Origin of the sequence: Empedobacter sp. R750 (assembly GCF_030324345.1) — a bacterium.
Lineage (GTDB): Bacteria > Bacteroidota > Bacteroidia > Flavobacteriales > Weeksellaceae > Empedobacter > Empedobacter falsenii_C.
Window position 1 is genome coordinate 163,454 of record NZ_JACAGF010000004.1, and the last position, 13,887, is coordinate 177,340.

General features: G+C 32.2%; 16 protein-coding genes. 9 read left to right on the forward strand and 7 right to left on the reverse strand.

Features of this window, described 5'->3' with window-relative positions; all coding sequences use genetic code 11:
- Positions 1-100 precede the first annotated feature (100 nt).
- The 4 genes from HXZ74_RS06320 to HXZ74_RS06335 are packed head-to-tail and all read left to right on the forward strand — an operon-like array spanning position 101 to position 2,615.
- Positions 101-1,042 carry an ADP-ribosylglycohydrolase family protein gene (locus HXZ74_RS06320; RefSeq protein ID WP_286474399.1) on the forward strand — a complete coding sequence of 314 codons (942 nt, stop codon included), beginning with the start codon at positions 101-103 and terminating at the stop codon, positions 1,040-1,042.
- Positions 1,035-1,979: a hypothetical protein gene (locus tag HXZ74_RS06325; RefSeq protein ID WP_038332357.1), complete on the forward strand. Its 945-nt coding sequence runs from the start codon at positions 1,035-1,037 to the stop codon at positions 1,977-1,979. Before HXZ74_RS06320 ends, HXZ74_RS06325 begins: the two co-directional genes overlap by 8 nt.
- 28 nt (positions 1,980-2,007) lie before the next feature.
- Positions 2,008-2,229, forward strand: coding sequence for a VF530 family protein (locus HXZ74_RS06330; protein ID WP_038332359.1), 222 nt, complete (start codon positions 2,008-2,010; stop codon positions 2,227-2,229).
- Positions 2,229-2,615 (forward strand): hypothetical protein, encoded by a 387-nt coding sequence (locus HXZ74_RS06335; protein ID WP_286474402.1) that lies wholly within the window; start codon positions 2,229-2,231, stop codon positions 2,613-2,615. The genes HXZ74_RS06330 and HXZ74_RS06335 overlap by 1 nt, the downstream gene beginning before the upstream one ends.
- A 57-nt stretch (positions 2,616-2,672) precedes the next feature.
- Here HXZ74_RS06335 and purD read toward each other — a convergent pair whose 3' ends face one another.
- The 6 genes from purD to HXZ74_RS06365 form a co-directional block, all read right to left on the reverse strand.
- Complete coding sequence (purD, locus tag HXZ74_RS06340) at positions 2,673-3,965, reverse strand: phosphoribosylamine--glycine ligase (protein WP_286474406.1); 1,293 nt, start codon at positions 3,963-3,965, stop codon at positions 2,673-2,675.
- Positions 3,952-4,323 (reverse strand): four helix bundle protein, encoded by a 372-nt coding sequence (locus HXZ74_RS06345; RefSeq protein WP_280036527.1) that lies wholly within the window; start codon positions 4,321-4,323, stop codon positions 3,952-3,954. The genes purD and HXZ74_RS06345 overlap by 14 nt, the downstream gene beginning before the upstream one ends.
- A 57-nt stretch (positions 4,324-4,380) precedes the next feature.
- Positions 4,381-5,892, reverse strand: coding sequence for a bifunctional phosphoribosylaminoimidazolecarboxamide formyltransferase/IMP cyclohydrolase (purH, locus tag HXZ74_RS06350; RefSeq protein WP_286474408.1), 1,512 nt, complete (start codon positions 5,890-5,892; stop codon positions 4,381-4,383).
- 89 nt (positions 5,893-5,981) lie between these two features.
- Positions 5,982-6,542, reverse strand: a complete 561-nt coding sequence (purN, locus tag HXZ74_RS06355; RefSeq protein ID WP_286474412.1) for a phosphoribosylglycinamide formyltransferase — start codon at positions 6,540-6,542, stop codon at positions 5,982-5,984.
- 159 nt (positions 6,543-6,701) lie between these two features.
- The gene (locus tag HXZ74_RS06360; protein ID WP_286474414.1) at positions 6,702-7,202 is read right to left on the reverse strand and encodes an FKBP-type peptidyl-prolyl cis-trans isomerase; all 501 of its coding nucleotides are present in this window, start codon (positions 7,200-7,202) and stop codon (positions 6,702-6,704) included.
- Between the two features lie 129 nt (positions 7,203-7,331).
- The gene (locus tag HXZ74_RS06365; protein ID WP_286474416.1) at positions 7,332-9,011 is read right to left on the reverse strand and encodes a DEAD/DEAH box helicase; all 1,680 of its coding nucleotides are present in this window, start codon (positions 9,009-9,011) and stop codon (positions 7,332-7,334) included.
- 176 nt (positions 9,012-9,187) lie between these two features.
- Here HXZ74_RS06365 and HXZ74_RS06370 point away from each other — a divergent pair, with 176 nt between their 5' ends.
- The 5 genes from HXZ74_RS06370 to HXZ74_RS06390 are packed head-to-tail and all read left to right on the forward strand — an operon-like array spanning position 9,188 to position 12,824.
- On the forward strand, positions 9,188-10,171 hold the full coding sequence (locus tag HXZ74_RS06370) for an SPFH domain-containing protein (RefSeq protein ID WP_286474419.1): 984 nt from the start codon (positions 9,188-9,190) through the stop codon (positions 10,169-10,171).
- Positions 10,172-10,190: 19 nt separating this feature from the next.
- On the forward strand, positions 10,191-10,391 hold the full coding sequence (locus HXZ74_RS06375; protein WP_286474422.1) for a hypothetical protein: 201 nt from the start codon (positions 10,191-10,193) through the stop codon (positions 10,389-10,391).
- Between the two features lie 6 nt (positions 10,392-10,397).
- Positions 10,398-10,646 carry a hypothetical protein gene (locus tag HXZ74_RS06380; protein ID WP_286474424.1) on the forward strand — a complete coding sequence of 83 codons (249 nt, stop codon included), beginning with the start codon at positions 10,398-10,400 and terminating at the stop codon, positions 10,644-10,646.
- Positions 10,646-11,665 carry a hypothetical protein gene (locus tag HXZ74_RS06385; protein ID WP_286474426.1) on the forward strand — a complete coding sequence of 340 codons (1,020 nt, stop codon included), beginning with the start codon at positions 10,646-10,648 and terminating at the stop codon, positions 11,663-11,665. The genes HXZ74_RS06380 and HXZ74_RS06385 overlap by 1 nt, the downstream gene beginning before the upstream one ends.
- Before the next feature lie 13 nt (positions 11,666-11,678).
- Positions 11,679-12,824 carry a DUF6620 family protein gene (locus HXZ74_RS06390; RefSeq protein WP_286474430.1) on the forward strand — a complete coding sequence of 382 codons (1,146 nt, stop codon included), beginning with the start codon at positions 11,679-11,681 and terminating at the stop codon, positions 12,822-12,824.
- Between the two features lie 66 nt (positions 12,825-12,890).
- Here HXZ74_RS06390 and purM read toward each other — a convergent pair whose 3' ends face one another.
- Positions 12,891-13,883: a phosphoribosylformylglycinamidine cyclo-ligase gene (gene purM, locus HXZ74_RS06395; protein WP_286474433.1), complete on the reverse strand. Its 993-nt coding sequence runs from the start codon at positions 13,881-13,883 to the stop codon at positions 12,891-12,893.
- Positions 13,884-13,887: the final 4 nt, after the last annotated feature.

Genomic DNA, 13,887 nt, shown 5'->3' on the forward strand with positions numbered 1-13,887 from the left:
TCTAAAATGAATAAATTTATTATGATTAATTTATAAATTTTCAAAAATAATTTGGATATATTCAAAAAAAACAATTATTTTTCATTTATAAAAGAAGGTTATGAATAGAAGAAATTTTTCGAAAAATATATTAATTGGATCGGCGGTTGGTGACGCATTAGGAGTTCCTGTTGAGTTTAAAAGCAGGCAATATCTGCAACAAAATCCTGTAACCGATATGACGGGTTATGGAACATATAATATGCCTCCAGGCACTTTTTCTGACGATAGTTCGATGATGTTTTGCTTGGCAGAATCCTTGTGCAATGGTTATAATGTAAATGATATTGCAGAAAAATTTCAGATGTGGATGCATGAAGGTTATTGGACGGCTGACGGAGAAGTGTTTGATGTGGGAATTTCTACACGAAAAGCAATAAATCGTTTACGAGTTGTAAAAAATCCAACCGAAGCTGGTTCTACAGCCGAATCTGATAATGGAAATGGGTCGTTAATGCGTATTCTTCCTTTAGCAATTTTTACAAAAGATTTATCGATTGATGAACGTTGTGAAATCGTCAAAGAAGTTTCTTCTATCACGCATGCGCACAATCGTTCTGTTTTGGCGTGTATTTATTATATTGAATTTGCGTTGAATGTTTTGGATTCCGAAAATTTAGAAGAAGCTTATCTGAATACAAATTTTTGGTTAAAATTATTCTTAGAAGAAAATGAAATTTATAAAAACGAATTTCAATATTTCGAACGAATTTTAAGTGGAAAACTAATTGATTTAAAAGAAGATGAAATTAAATCAACTGGTTATGTTATGGATAGTTTAGAAGCTTCTATTTGGTGTTTATTGCATACAGATTCGTATAAAAATTGTGTTTTGAAAGCTGTGAATTTAGGGCATGATACGGACACAATTGCATGTATTGCAGGCGGAATTGCAGGAATTTATTATGATGTAGAAACAATTCCGACCAATTGGATTGAACAATTGGCGCGAGTGGATGATATTTTACATTTAGCAGAACAATTGGAAGAAAAATATGAATAAAAGAATTGAGCAATCAATTCTTTTTACCTTTACAATAAATCTTAATCATTGTAAAATGAAGCAAATTTATCTTTTGTTTATACTTTTAATATCTTCATTGACTTTTGGGCAATATAATGCTATAAATCAAACAGCTGATGCTATTCCTTATTGGAGTAAAGGCGACATTTTTGAATACGAAGTGATCGAGTCAACTTTCGAATACAATAGATTTGACACTATTACTAAAAAGGAAAATAAATACGATTTAAAATTAACTATTATTGACTCAACTTCAAATTCTTATACCTTAAAATGGGAAACAAAATTTCCAATACCAGATGATAATCCTGAGATTAAAAAATATATTGAAAAAAACTTAAAAGAATTTAATAATTATACCATTCTTTATAAAACTGATGAGTTTGGGGCTGTTGAAAACATTATCAATTTAAAAGAAGTCAAAAAATTCTACAAAAAACTTTTTGATTTAGCTATTTCAAAAGATAATTTTCAAAAAACAGAAAAAAATATGATTTACCAATTTATTGATAATGATGAACTTTTTCAGAATTATTTGATGCAAGATTTAAATCAATATCATCATTTTTATGGCAGTCAATTTTCTAAAAACCCATTGGTTACCGAAGTAGAATTAACAAATCCTTTTACCAATACACCTTTGCAATACAAACAAATTTATACTTTGATTGATATTAACGAAGAAGATGAAACGTATACATTAAAGATGGATCAATTAGTCGATGAAGAGAAATTAATCAACGAAATCGAAAATAAATTTGGATCGAAAAAATCAGAAAATTTAGATATTTCTTTTCTATTCAATATGAAACAAATTACGCATAATTCTGGTGTTATTCTGTATTCAGTTTTTTCAAAAGTGGTAGAAAATAGCGGAAAATCTAAAAGTAACCTAAAAGAGTTTATTTTAAAATAGTAAGCCAACATTTTCGTAAATTTGCAAAATGGAAAGTCAAAAAAATAATCCATTACACGGAAAACGTTTAGACGATATTATCGAAGAATTAGTGATTTATTACGGCGGTTGGGAAGGTTTGGGAAACCAAATTAACATCAGATGTTTTAATGATAATCCAAGTTTGAAATCATCGTTGAAATTTCTTCGAAAAACAGATTGGGCACGTGCAAAAGTGGAAGAATTGTACATCAAAAAAATTGCAAAATAATGAGTGCAACTATTCTTGAAGAAAAGATTTTTATTGATTCTGAACTCTTAACTAATATCGAAGAAGAAAGTCAGGTTATTATACATTGTTGTATGACGGCAGACGAATATGCAAATGCCGCACGTATTTGGCCTTCTACTTTTATTATTGATAACCAGTCAGGAAAACGTTGTCAATTGGTTTTTGCTGACGGAATTACGATGTATCCAAATTGGACGTATATCGAAGAAGGTTCGTCTCTCAATTTTACTTTAATTTTTAATGGTTTGCCAAAAAGTTGTCAATCATTTGATTTGGTCGAAATTATTCCGCAAGCTGGAGGATTTGAATACCGTAAAATAAATCGAAATAAAAGCGATGTTTATCACGTCGAATTTTCAGAATAAATAAAAAAAAATGCGTTTCATTTGAAACGCATTTTTTAATAATATAAACTGTATTTTTTATTGAATTACTCCAATATCATTTCGATAATATTCGTAATCAAAATGTACTTTCTTGATGTTTTCGTAAGCGGTTTCACGCGCTTCTTCTAACGTATTTCCTAATCCAACTATGTTGATTACACGCCCACCAGAAGTAACAATTTGTTCTCCTGATAATTTTGCACCAGCAATAAAATTAGGACAAGTTACCTTTTCTAAACCACGAATCTCAAAACCTTTGTCGTAATTTCCTGGATATCCTCCCGAAACCATCACCACACAACATGCATGTTGATTTTTGAAAGTCAAGTCGAAATCTTCTCCTTTGATTGCTTTATTTACAACCTCAACCAAATCATTTTCTAACAAAGGTAAAGTTGTTTGTGTTTCTGGATCGCCCATTCTTAGGTTATATTCCAACAAATAAACTCCTTTTGTCGTAATCATTAATCCAAAGAAAATAACACCTGCAAACTCTAATCCTTCCTTAATTAAACCACATTTTGTTGGCTCCATGATCTCTTCTTCGAACATTTTGAAATGCTCATCTGTAAACAATGGATTTGGAGCAATAACACCCATTCCGCCAGTATTCAAACCAGTTTCACCTTCACCGATTTTCTTATGATCTTTTGCCGAAACAAATGGAACGATTTTTTTCCCGTTAAAGAAAGACAAAATAGAAGCTTCAAAACCTTCTAAATATTCTTCGATAACCACTTCGTTTCCTGCATCACCAAAGGTTTTATCTTCCATTATATCCAAAACAGCTTGTTTCGCTTCTTCGAAATCTTGACAGATAATCACTCCTTTTCCAGCCGCTAAACCAGAGGCTTTCACTACAATTGGATACTCTTGTGTTTTCAAATAATCAATCGCCAACATTGGTCCTTGAAAATTCTTATATTTTGCTGTTTTCACACCATATTTATCCATAAAATCCTTCGCAAAAGCTTTAGAAGCTTCCAATTGCGCAGCAGCTTTATGAGGTCCGAAAACGTTTAAATTCTCTTTCTGAAAAATATCAACGATACCTTCCGATAACTCAGCTTCTGGTCCAACAAAAGTTAAATCAATTTGATTTTCTTTCGCGAAATTTTTCATTTCTTCAATCGAAGAAACCGAAACATTAGTTCCAATTTGCGCTGTTCCTGCATTTCCTGGAATAAAGAATAATTCTACTTCTTGACCTTTTTGTTTAAAATCTTCAGCAAATTTCCATCCGATTGCGTGTTCACGACCACCTGAACCGATTACTAAGATGCGAGTTGCAGTTTGCGATTCGCGGTTTGCGCTATTATTTTGTTCCATTGTTTTTCTTTGTTAAATAGTTTTGAAAATTTTGATTCATTCTACAATAATGATCAATTAATTCTAAAGCTTCATTTAATTCTGCCTCTGTTATATAATTCAACTCAAAAGCTATTATTAATTGAGCTTCAACTTCAAAAGCAGAACCTTTTGAAATAGATAGAAAATTAATCATTTGCTGATTTGAATTTCTTCCAGAACCTTCCGCGATATTTGAAAGAATTGAAACAACGGCTCTTTTTATTTGAACAGTTAATCCATATTTTTCTGATTCTGGAAATTTATTCGAAAGATCGTAAACCAATCTCAAAATCTCCAAACTTTTTTGCCATATGTCTAAATTTCTATAACTTCTCATTTACACTAAGTTAATCTTAAATTCCAACATCGCAAAACGAATATCGCACATCGAGTTTTAGTGCATAAAATGTCTCATTCCTGTGAAAACCATTGGAATTTCGCGTTCGTTACAAGCATCAATAGATTCTTGATCTTTAATTGATCCACCTGGTTGAATAATTGCTTTAATTCCATTTTCTGCTGCAAAATCTACTACATCACGGAAAGGGAAAAATGCATCAGAAGCTAAAACTAAATCTTCTTCCACTTTTTCTTTTGCACGAGCAATCGCTTGTTGAGCTGCCCAAATGCGGTTTGTTTGACCTCCTCCGATTCCGTAAGCTTGACCATTCGTTGCTACAACAATCGCGTTAGATTTTACCCATTTTACAATTTTTTGAGCAAAAACTAAATCTGTCATTTGACGATCAGTCGGTTGAGCTTCTGTTACTACTTTAAGATCTGTTGAAAACTGATTATCTGTAGACTGAACAATTAGTCCTCCATCAACTTTTACATAAGTAACTTTATCTGAAACAGGATTTTTCACTTTTATAATTCGTAAATTCTTCTTTTGTTTGAAAATTTCTAACGCTTCTTCTGTAAATGAAGGCGCGATGACAATTTCTAAGAAAATTTTATTTAATTCAACCGCAGTTTTTCCATCAACTTCTCTATTGAAAGCGATGATTCCACCAAAAATTGACATTGGATCACATTCATACGCTTTTTCATAAGCTTCTAAAACATTATCTCCAATCGCCACTCCACAAGGAGTTGAATGTTTCACTGCACAACAAGTTGTTTCTTCAAATTCTGAAACCACTTTATAAGCCAAATCCATATCACGAATATTGTTGAAAGAAAGTTCTTTTCCTTGTAAATATTCGAAATCTTTCATTGCGCCATTTTTCGTTTTATCAACATAATAAGCCGCTTTTTGATGTGGATTTTCTCCATAACGTAAATCCATCACTTTTTCGTAAGAAGACTCTAAAAATTGAGGAAAATCTTCACCTAAAATGTAAGTAGAAATCGCCGCATCATAAGCAGAAGTTAAGTTGAACACTTTACCAGCACATAATTTACGCGTTTCGATAGAAGTTGATCCATTCTCGCGAATTTCATTCATCACCACTTCATAATCATTAACATCCGTTACAACTGTTACATCATAAAAATTCTTTGCAGAAGAACGTAACATTGATGGACCACCTATGTCGATAAACTCAATCATTTCAGCTTCAGAAAGACCTGTGTTCATCTTTTCGAAGAAAGGATAAAGGTTTACAATAACGATATCAATAGGATTAATTCCGTGCTCTGCAATAGTCGCCATATGGTTTTCATCTGAACGACGAGCCATAATACCACCATGAATTGCTGGGTGTAAAGATTTTACGCGACCATCTAAAATTTCTGGAAAACCAGTAACATCTTTTACTTCTGTTACTTCGATTCCATTATCTTGTAAGTGTTTGTAAGTTCCTCCAGTTGATAAGATTTTATAATCTTGCTCAATTAAGAATTTTGCAAATTCTAACAAATTTGATTTGTCCGAAACACTGATTAGCGCTTGTTTTTGCATTTTGTATTTAGTTTTTAAAGTTTTTGTTTGTTTACTATTTATCGGAAATGAAAAACCTCAATGTACAAAACATTGAGGCATTCTATATTTTATGCTTCACTAATTTGCTTTATTGCCTGAATAAAAATCTTACTTTCTACTTCGGCTACCTTTCGCTGCAAATCTGCTACTTCATCACCTTCTTCTATTTCAAAAGTTCCCTGACAAATAATTTGACCTTCATCTACACCTGCAGTTACGTAATGAACAGTTGCTCCTGATGTTTTTTCGCCAGCTTCTAAAACAGCTTTATGAACTTTTGCACCGTACATTCCTTTTCCACCAAATTTTGGTAATAATGAAGGATGAATATTAATCATTTTTGATCCCCATTTTGTAGTAAATTCTGGGGATAATATTGTTAAGAAACCTGCTAAAACAATCAAATCAATGTCTTCATCAATTAAATTGTGTTCGGCATCTTCCGAAAAAGTTTTTCTGTTCAAGACATAGGTTCTTATGTCTTTATCTAACGATCGTTCTATTGCATAACAGTCGCGGTCAGTCATTACCATCGAAATCTCGACATTTGGCAATGTTCCGTCTTCAACTGCATCAATAATATTTTGAAGATTTGTTCCGCCTCCGGAAACAAATACAGCTATTTTCATGTTTGTTTGTAAGTAATCTTGTTTGTTTTACAAAGATAAGATTTTAGTTGAAGCAAGCCGAAAAATATAACTTGGATTTAATCTATTTATTAATGATTTATTCACAATTAAAAACAAAAAAGGCTATCTCTTATCGAAATAGCCTTTTGAAAATATTTTTTAGTGACCTTGAGTTCCGTCAACTCCATGTGCGTATCCGTGAGATAATTCTTCCTCAGTTGCTGGACGAACATTTAAAACTTCAACTTCAAATTCTAATGTTTTTCCTGCCATTGGAGGATTCAAATCTGCAATAACAGCTTCTTCTGTTACCTCTACAACTGAAGCACGGAATTGATTTCCTGCATCATCAGTCAAAGGTAAAATTGCTCCAACTGGTGGTAATCCAGATTCTTTGAACATATCTAAAGGTAATTGAGCAACAGCTTCTTCTACTCTTTCACCGTATCCTTCTGCTGGAGTAATTACGAATGATTTTTTATCTCCAACTGCTAATCCTTTTAATTCTTCTTCAAATTTTGGAATCATCATTCCAGCTCCGAATAAAAAAGTTAATGGCTCTTCTGCATTTGATTGTTCTACAAATACTTTTTCACCATTCGCTTCGATGGTATGTAATGAGTAGTTTACTGATACTACATTGTTGTTTTCTATTGACATAAATTGTAAATTATGGATGCTTAATAAAAGCGTTCATTTTTAATACTTATCTTTTAACAACAATTATTCCTTTCGAATAATTTGACCAATTTTGTCAGTTATTTAGATTTTTGAACTGACATTTTTTATTTAATCTATAAAAAGTAATGCTTTTTTGATGTCTTCATAACCAATTTCACCATTGAAATAATCGTAAATTGGTTTTAAAACTTTATTCTCTTCAAATTCGATTTCACTATAAGCCAATCGAACTTTATCAATAAGTTTGTCAGAAGGTTTAAATTTTGAATAATCTAAATCAGGCTCACTTTCTTTGATTTTACCAATATGATCCACAATTGCTGAAGTAGTTAAACCTCTTTTTTCTGAGATTTGATCCAAAGTCAAGCCTTCTTTCACATATTCTAGTGTGATTTCGTAAGTCGATTTCTTTTGACCTTTTTCTTTGGTTTTATTCTTTTCGATATTTTTTGCAATTTGCTTTTTATCCAACGTTCCACCAGAATATCGAATAAAAGCAGCCCAAGAATTTTGCAATTCTTTTTCGTCTAAAAACTTATCCATTTCATTCGATAAAACTTGAAAACGTCTATCAGCCTTCATTGCAAGCGAATCAATTTCTAAAGCCGTTTGATTAAGACCATGTAACATCAACGAATTTAAATCTCGCAAACGTGAAAGTGCAACATACCCTTGACCTTTTTCGAATGCTTTCGACAAATCAATAAACGCAGAATCTAACGTCATTCCTTGCGATTTATGAATCGTAATCGCCCAAGCTAAACGCAACGGAACTTGTGTAAATGAAGCCAATGCTTTTCCGCTTTCGTCCTCTATCGCCCAAGTTTCTGGTTTTGCAACATAAAATTCTCCATCTAACGTTTTGATAATTGGCTCATCTTTTTCGGTATAACCTGATACATTTCCAAGCGTTCCGTTTACAAAACCAACTTCGAAATTGTTACGAACAAACATCACTTTTGCTCCAATCTTCAATTCTAAAATTTCTTCTGCTAAAACAGATTTTTTAAGAACCTCAACCAAAGCTGGATTTCCCGCAACTTTTGCTTCAAATGTTTTGGAAGTAGAATCAATATTAATCAATTGACCTTTGTTGATTCGATCTACATCCATATTATGCGTGTACAAACGCGTTTGCGAATCTATTTCATCAGGAAAATATTCGATTCGAGATTCTAATAAATCAACTGTTTTTTGCGAAATATTTCCCGAACGAATTTCATTCAAAATATCATTCAACGCATTATTTGTCTGACGATATTGTTCTGTCAAATAGCAAATATGCACTTTCGATTGCACCCAAGCATCCGACATAAAACAGAATTTATATTTTGACTCTTCCCACTCTTCACCAATCGGAGGTAACTGGAAAAAATCTCCCGAAAAAATCACTTGAACACCTCCAAAAGGTTCATCATTTTGCTTGAAAAATTTCAAAACATAATCCACAGCATCCAACTGATTTCGGTGCAACATCGAGATTTCATCAATAATCAAGACTTTTACTTTGTCCATCTTATCACGAAAATATTTTTTGTCACGAAGCGAAGCTAAATATCGATCTGAAACATAATCTTTTATCCCAATTCCAGCCCAAGAATGTATCGTTTGACCATTCATGTGCGTCGCAGCAATTCCTGTAGAAGCCGTTATAGCAACAGGAACGCCATGCTGTTTAAGATATTGAATGTATTGGTTTAACACATAAGTTTTTCCGGCACCCGCAGAACCTGTTAAAAATACATTTCGACCAGATTTTAGAATTGCCAAAGCCTTAGATTGTTGCATAACTTATGAGTGAATTTGGAGTTTTTGAATGAAATGCAAAGATACAAAGATTGAATGAAGTGAGGAAATGATAAATATTTTAAATAATCCTCACCCATATTTAGCTAAAATTAGTGAGTTTTTTTGAGTGACGATTTTACAACTTTGTAATACAACAACTCAAAAAAACTACTACCATGAATTTATCATCAAGCGGACCTTTTATCGAAATTATCGAGTGGATAGAACAAGATCCAAACTTATTGATGTTAAAATTTCCTAATCAAGACAAGGAGATAAAAAATGGCGCAAAATTAATCGTAAGAGAAAGCCAAGCCGCATTATTTCTTAATCAAGGAGTTTTTGCAGATGATTTTTCAGCAGGAACATTTTCTTTAGCAACCGAAAATATTCCTATTTTATCAAAATTAAAAGGTTGGAAATATGGTTTTCAATCTCCTTTCAAAGCAGATGTTTATTATTTCTCAATAAAAGATTTTGTCAATTTAAAATGGGGAACTCCTGCTCCTGTTTTGCTTCGTGACCCACAATTTGGACCAATTCGTATCAAAGCTTTTGGAACTTATAATATCAAAATTTCGGATGTCAGAAAATTCTTTTCAAAATATGCAGGAACTTTTCCAATCTTAACAGTTTTCGAGTTAGAGCATCAATTACGTGATTTTATAGCTCCTATTTTTGCCGAAGTTTTGGCTCAAGCAAATATTTCTGCGCTTGATATTGCGGGAAATCTTTCTGCACTTAATCAAAAAATTCAACCATTAATCGCTCCACATTTCGAGCAATTCGGAATCGATGTTACTCAGTTTACCATTAGTTCGGCGACTTTACCAAAAGAGGTGAACGATAACATTGATAAAATAAGTAGTATGAATATGATTGATGATATGAATAAATTTCAACAATTCAATACTTCTTTGGCGATTGGAAAAGATGGAAATCCGATGCAACAAAGTCTGCAAGACGCAGCTGCGCTTGGATTGATGATGCAAGGAATTACGCAACAAAACATTCAACAGAACACACATCAACAATCTACTCAAAATCAAGAAGAATCGGTTGTCGATAAACTAAAAAAATTAAAAGAAATCTATGATTTAGGCTTAATTGAAGATACTGAATATCAGTCAAAAAAAGCTGAATTATTAGATAAATTATAACCACTAAAAACTAAATTTTATGAAAACTATTGGAACTTACATGGCTATTTTCGGATTATTAGCAATCGTTTTGAACTTCTTTAATGCCGTTCCTCGTCTATTGGCTTGGATCTACAATTGGGGCGAAGGCGTTGCGTGGGGAATTAAAATTGCGTTCGTGATCGTAGGTGCGATTCTCTATTTTATGGGAAGAAAACAAGAAGAAAATGTCGCAAATTAAAATAATATGAATGACGAAAAGCCAAAATTATCATTGATTGAAAAATTGAAACTTCAAGCAGAAAATCAAACTAATCTTGGAGGAGATTTCATGAAAAATCAATCAAAATTAGAAACTGTAGATTGCCCAAATTGCGGTGCTGGTCGTGCAAAACAAGATGGTGTTACCAAATGTGCGTATTGCAATTACGAATTTATTAGTGGAAAATTGGACGATGGAATACATATTAAAGCTTCAGATAATTCGAGAGAATAATGGAAAATAATTTTGTAGAATTAGACAACTTAATTGATCGTTTCAAAAGCTTTTTATTGAAATTAGAACTGCGTGCTTTGGAATTAGAAACTGAAACGATAGAAGCTGGTCAACAAATAAATGATTTGGATGAAATAAGATTCATTCACTTCAAAGCTGGAATTACAGGGCAATATGAAACATTAAAGGTTAAAGCTAAAGAGATTTTTAAAGAGCAAATTGAGAAAAAATCTTTTTCATATTATTACTCAGATGAAGATGTGAGAGCGGATGATTATATGTATTCTCATGACGCTAAGATTTATGAAACTTCGCTTTTGTTAGATGATTTTGATGATAAAATTGATTCGATTTTGGAGAATATTTTTAGTCAAGTAAAAGCTGAAAGTTCTGAAGATAAACTCAAAAAATTATTAGCAGAATACGAAACAACAAAGAACAATTTTTGTTGTGTGCAATGTGGAGCGAACCTAAAAATCGAGAAAGTCTATTTTGTTTCTGCTTATGTTACATGCGAATTTTGTCAAACGCAAAACACATTTGTTCCGTCAACGAGAATGTCACTTTTACCTGATTTGGTAAGAGAAATTGCGACAGAAAAAACAGGGATTTTAGATTATCCAATTCCTGGAAATTCAGTTTTTGAAAAATTTTTGAACAATGAAAAACATGCAAGACAACAATTCTTTATAAAAAAGAATCTAATTCCAGAATTAACCGATTCTTACAAAGAAGTTTATAAAAGAGACATCAGTGATTTTGTACAAACTTTTCAGCATGAAACGGAAACAGAAGCGGCTTTTCATCAAAATATTATTGATCAATTTGGAACAAAATTTATCAATCAAAATTTGACTATAAATGATTTAGAAAAAATAGATCAACTTACTTTTGAAACACTTTTAAACAAAGAATTACTCAGTATGAATTTCATGAAAGAAGCTGTTGAAAAAACTACAATTCTGACTGATTTAGAAAACTATTATCAATCATTAAAACAACAAAATAATTATAATTAAACAACTCAAAACTATGTTCGGAAAATTAAAAAACCTTTTCAATAAAGCAGAAGAAGCAATTGAAAATTTACAAGAAAATAACACAACACAATCATCAAATTCAGAGAATGAATCTGTTCAAAGTTCTTATCAACCAGAACCAATTTATTTCGAAAATTATATTGATTATAGTAACATCATTCCAGAAATTGATGAGCATTATGTAGACAATTACGAAAATTTTTACAATGCTTTAAATTCTAATAATCGTCAAAAAGTAGAAAAAGCAATTACTATTTGGAAAAACGATCTTGAAAAATACAAAGAACAAGTGCGTAAAATGGGACCTTATGAAGGTGATGATTCGTTGCAACAACATGCTATTGCATATTTTAATGATAAGATCAAAAATATTGAAAATGATTTTGAGCCTTATGCAGAAGCTTTTTTAACGGATGCTACAAATCAACAAGAGTTATATGACAGAGCTGAGAACAATAAAATGGCTTTGTATGATCGTATTAATGATCAATTAGAAAAGTTTGTGCAAAAATATGAAGATAAAAATTCGGATATTGGAATTGAACAAATGTATCAACAACATGACGCAAAAGTGCTTGAAGACTCAAAAGACAATCCTTTGTTAGAGCCGATTCATGGAATTTCTTTGTACGATTATGCTGCAGGAGTTGTGAAAATTGGTTCTAATGTTCCAGAAGCTGATGTTTTGAAAGCTTTGGGAGTTGATAAACCACAATGGGACGAAGCAAGTTTGATTTGGAATCAACGAATGGAACAAGATACAGAAATGACTGTAATGACCTTATATAGCCAATATTTCACAAAAATTGATGAACATCCAACATTAGGAAATAACGGAAATCTTTCTGCTAATATAGCTTCAAATCCAAACTTAGAACGTTTGAAAACGGACGAACATTTCTTCTATGATTTAGCTGCCGAAAGAGATGCTGCAATGGAAGTTGGAAAAGATGGCGCGCAATATATTTTGGATAAATACGGAATTGGAATTATAGATTTTCAGGCGCAAGCTGTTGTTTGGACTCGTTCTGGAAATTATTCTTCAATGATTACTTATCAAATGGAAAAGAAAGAAGAATATTTAAAACAATTTCAAAATGAAATGGGCGGAACAATCGCTGATGATATCGAGTTTTAATATTCTACCTAAAACAAAAAAACCGGATAAGAAATCTTATCCGGCTTTTTTAAACTATTTAATCTACTATTTCAATATAATTTTGTCAGCACCCTCTTGAATTTCTCCAATCAACGCACTTCCATCAATAATATTCAATACTTTTTCAGCGTCAGTTTGGTCAACGATGACAACCATTCCGACACCCATATTAAATGTTCCAAACATTTCGTTTTCTGCAATTCCTCCGCGTTTTGCCAATTCTTGCATTATTGTTGGTACATTTATTTTTGTTTTTTCTATTACAGCCGTCAAACCGTCATTTATAATACGAGGAACATTCTCGATTAATCCACCACCTGTAATATGAGCAATTCCAGACATTTCGATTCCAGCATCTTTGATTTTGAAAATATCATTTTGATATAATTTTGTTGGAACTAATAAAGTTTCGAACAAAGGTTTGCCTTCAAATTCTTCGTTAAAATCTGGAAAGACTTTACGAACCAAAGAGAATCCATTCGAATGAAAACCACTTGATGGTAACGCAATAATTACTTGTCCAGCTTTTATTTTAGAACCATCGATAATTTCGTCGCGCTCTACTACTCCAACACAAAATCCTGCAACATCATAATCACCAACTTGGTACATCCCTGGCATTTCTGCTGTTTCTCCACCAATTAATGCTGTCCCAGTTTCTTTACAAGCCTGTGCAATTCCACCTACAATTTCTGCTGCGATATCAGAATCTAATTTTCCACAAGCTAAATAATCTAAGAAAAATAATGGTTTTGCACCATGACACAAAATATCATTTGCACACATTGCGAAACAATCAATCCCAACTGTATCGTAAACTTTAGAATCTAAAGCCACACGTAGTTTAGTTCCTACACCATCGGTTCCTGATACCAAAACAGGATTTTTGTAACCTCCTAATTGGTAAAATGCACCAAAACTTCCAATTCCATTCAACACATTTGAATTGTGTGTTGCTGCAACTGCATCTTTAATTTTCGATACCGTTTGATAACCTTCTTCCTTATCTACTCCGGCTTGTTTATATGTATTGCTCATTTTA

Coding starts and splice junctions, on each gene's coding strand:
- HXZ74_RS06320 (WP_286474399.1), top strand. CDS start 101: ATGAATAGAAGAAATTTTTCGAAAAATATATTAATTGGATCGGCGGTT.
- HXZ74_RS06325 (WP_038332357.1), top strand. CDS start 1,035: ATGAATAAAAGAATTGAGCAATCAATTCTTTTTACCTTTACAATAAAT.
- HXZ74_RS06330 (WP_038332359.1), top strand. CDS start 2,008: ATGGAAAGTCAAAAAAATAATCCATTACACGGAAAACGTTTAGACGAT.
- HXZ74_RS06335 (WP_286474402.1), top strand. CDS start 2,229: ATGAGTGCAACTATTCTTGAAGAAAAGATTTTTATTGATTCTGAACTC.
- purD (WP_286474406.1), bottom strand. CDS start 3,965: ATGGAACAAAATAATAGCGCAAACCGCGAATCGCAAACTGCAACTCGC.
- HXZ74_RS06345 (WP_280036527.1), bottom strand. CDS start 4,323: ATGAGAAGTTATAGAAATTTAGACATATGGCAAAAAAGTTTGGAGATT.
- purH (WP_286474408.1), bottom strand. CDS start 5,892: ATGCAAAAACAAGCGCTAATCAGTGTTTCGGACAAATCAAATTTGTTA.
- purN (WP_286474412.1), bottom strand. CDS start 6,542: ATGAAAATAGCTGTATTTGTTTCCGGAGGCGGAACAAATCTTCAAAAT.
- HXZ74_RS06360 (WP_286474414.1), bottom strand. CDS start 7,202: ATGTCAATAGAAAACAACAATGTAGTATCAGTAAACTACTCATTACAT.
- HXZ74_RS06365 (WP_286474416.1), bottom strand. CDS start 9,011: ATGCAACAATCTAAGGCTTTGGCAATTCTAAAATCTGGTCGAAATGTA.
- HXZ74_RS06370 (WP_286474419.1), top strand. CDS start 9,188: ATGAATTTATCATCAAGCGGACCTTTTATCGAAATTATCGAGTGGATA.
- HXZ74_RS06375 (WP_286474422.1), top strand. CDS start 10,191: ATGAAAACTATTGGAACTTACATGGCTATTTTCGGATTATTAGCAATC.
- HXZ74_RS06380 (WP_286474424.1), top strand. CDS start 10,398: ATGAATGACGAAAAGCCAAAATTATCATTGATTGAAAAATTGAAACTT.
- HXZ74_RS06385 (WP_286474426.1), top strand. CDS start 10,646: ATGGAAAATAATTTTGTAGAATTAGACAACTTAATTGATCGTTTCAAA.
- HXZ74_RS06390 (WP_286474430.1), top strand. CDS start 11,679: ATGTTCGGAAAATTAAAAAACCTTTTCAATAAAGCAGAAGAAGCAATT.
- purM (WP_286474433.1), bottom strand. CDS start 13,883: ATGAGCAATACATATAAACAAGCCGGAGTAGATAAGGAAGAAGGTTAT.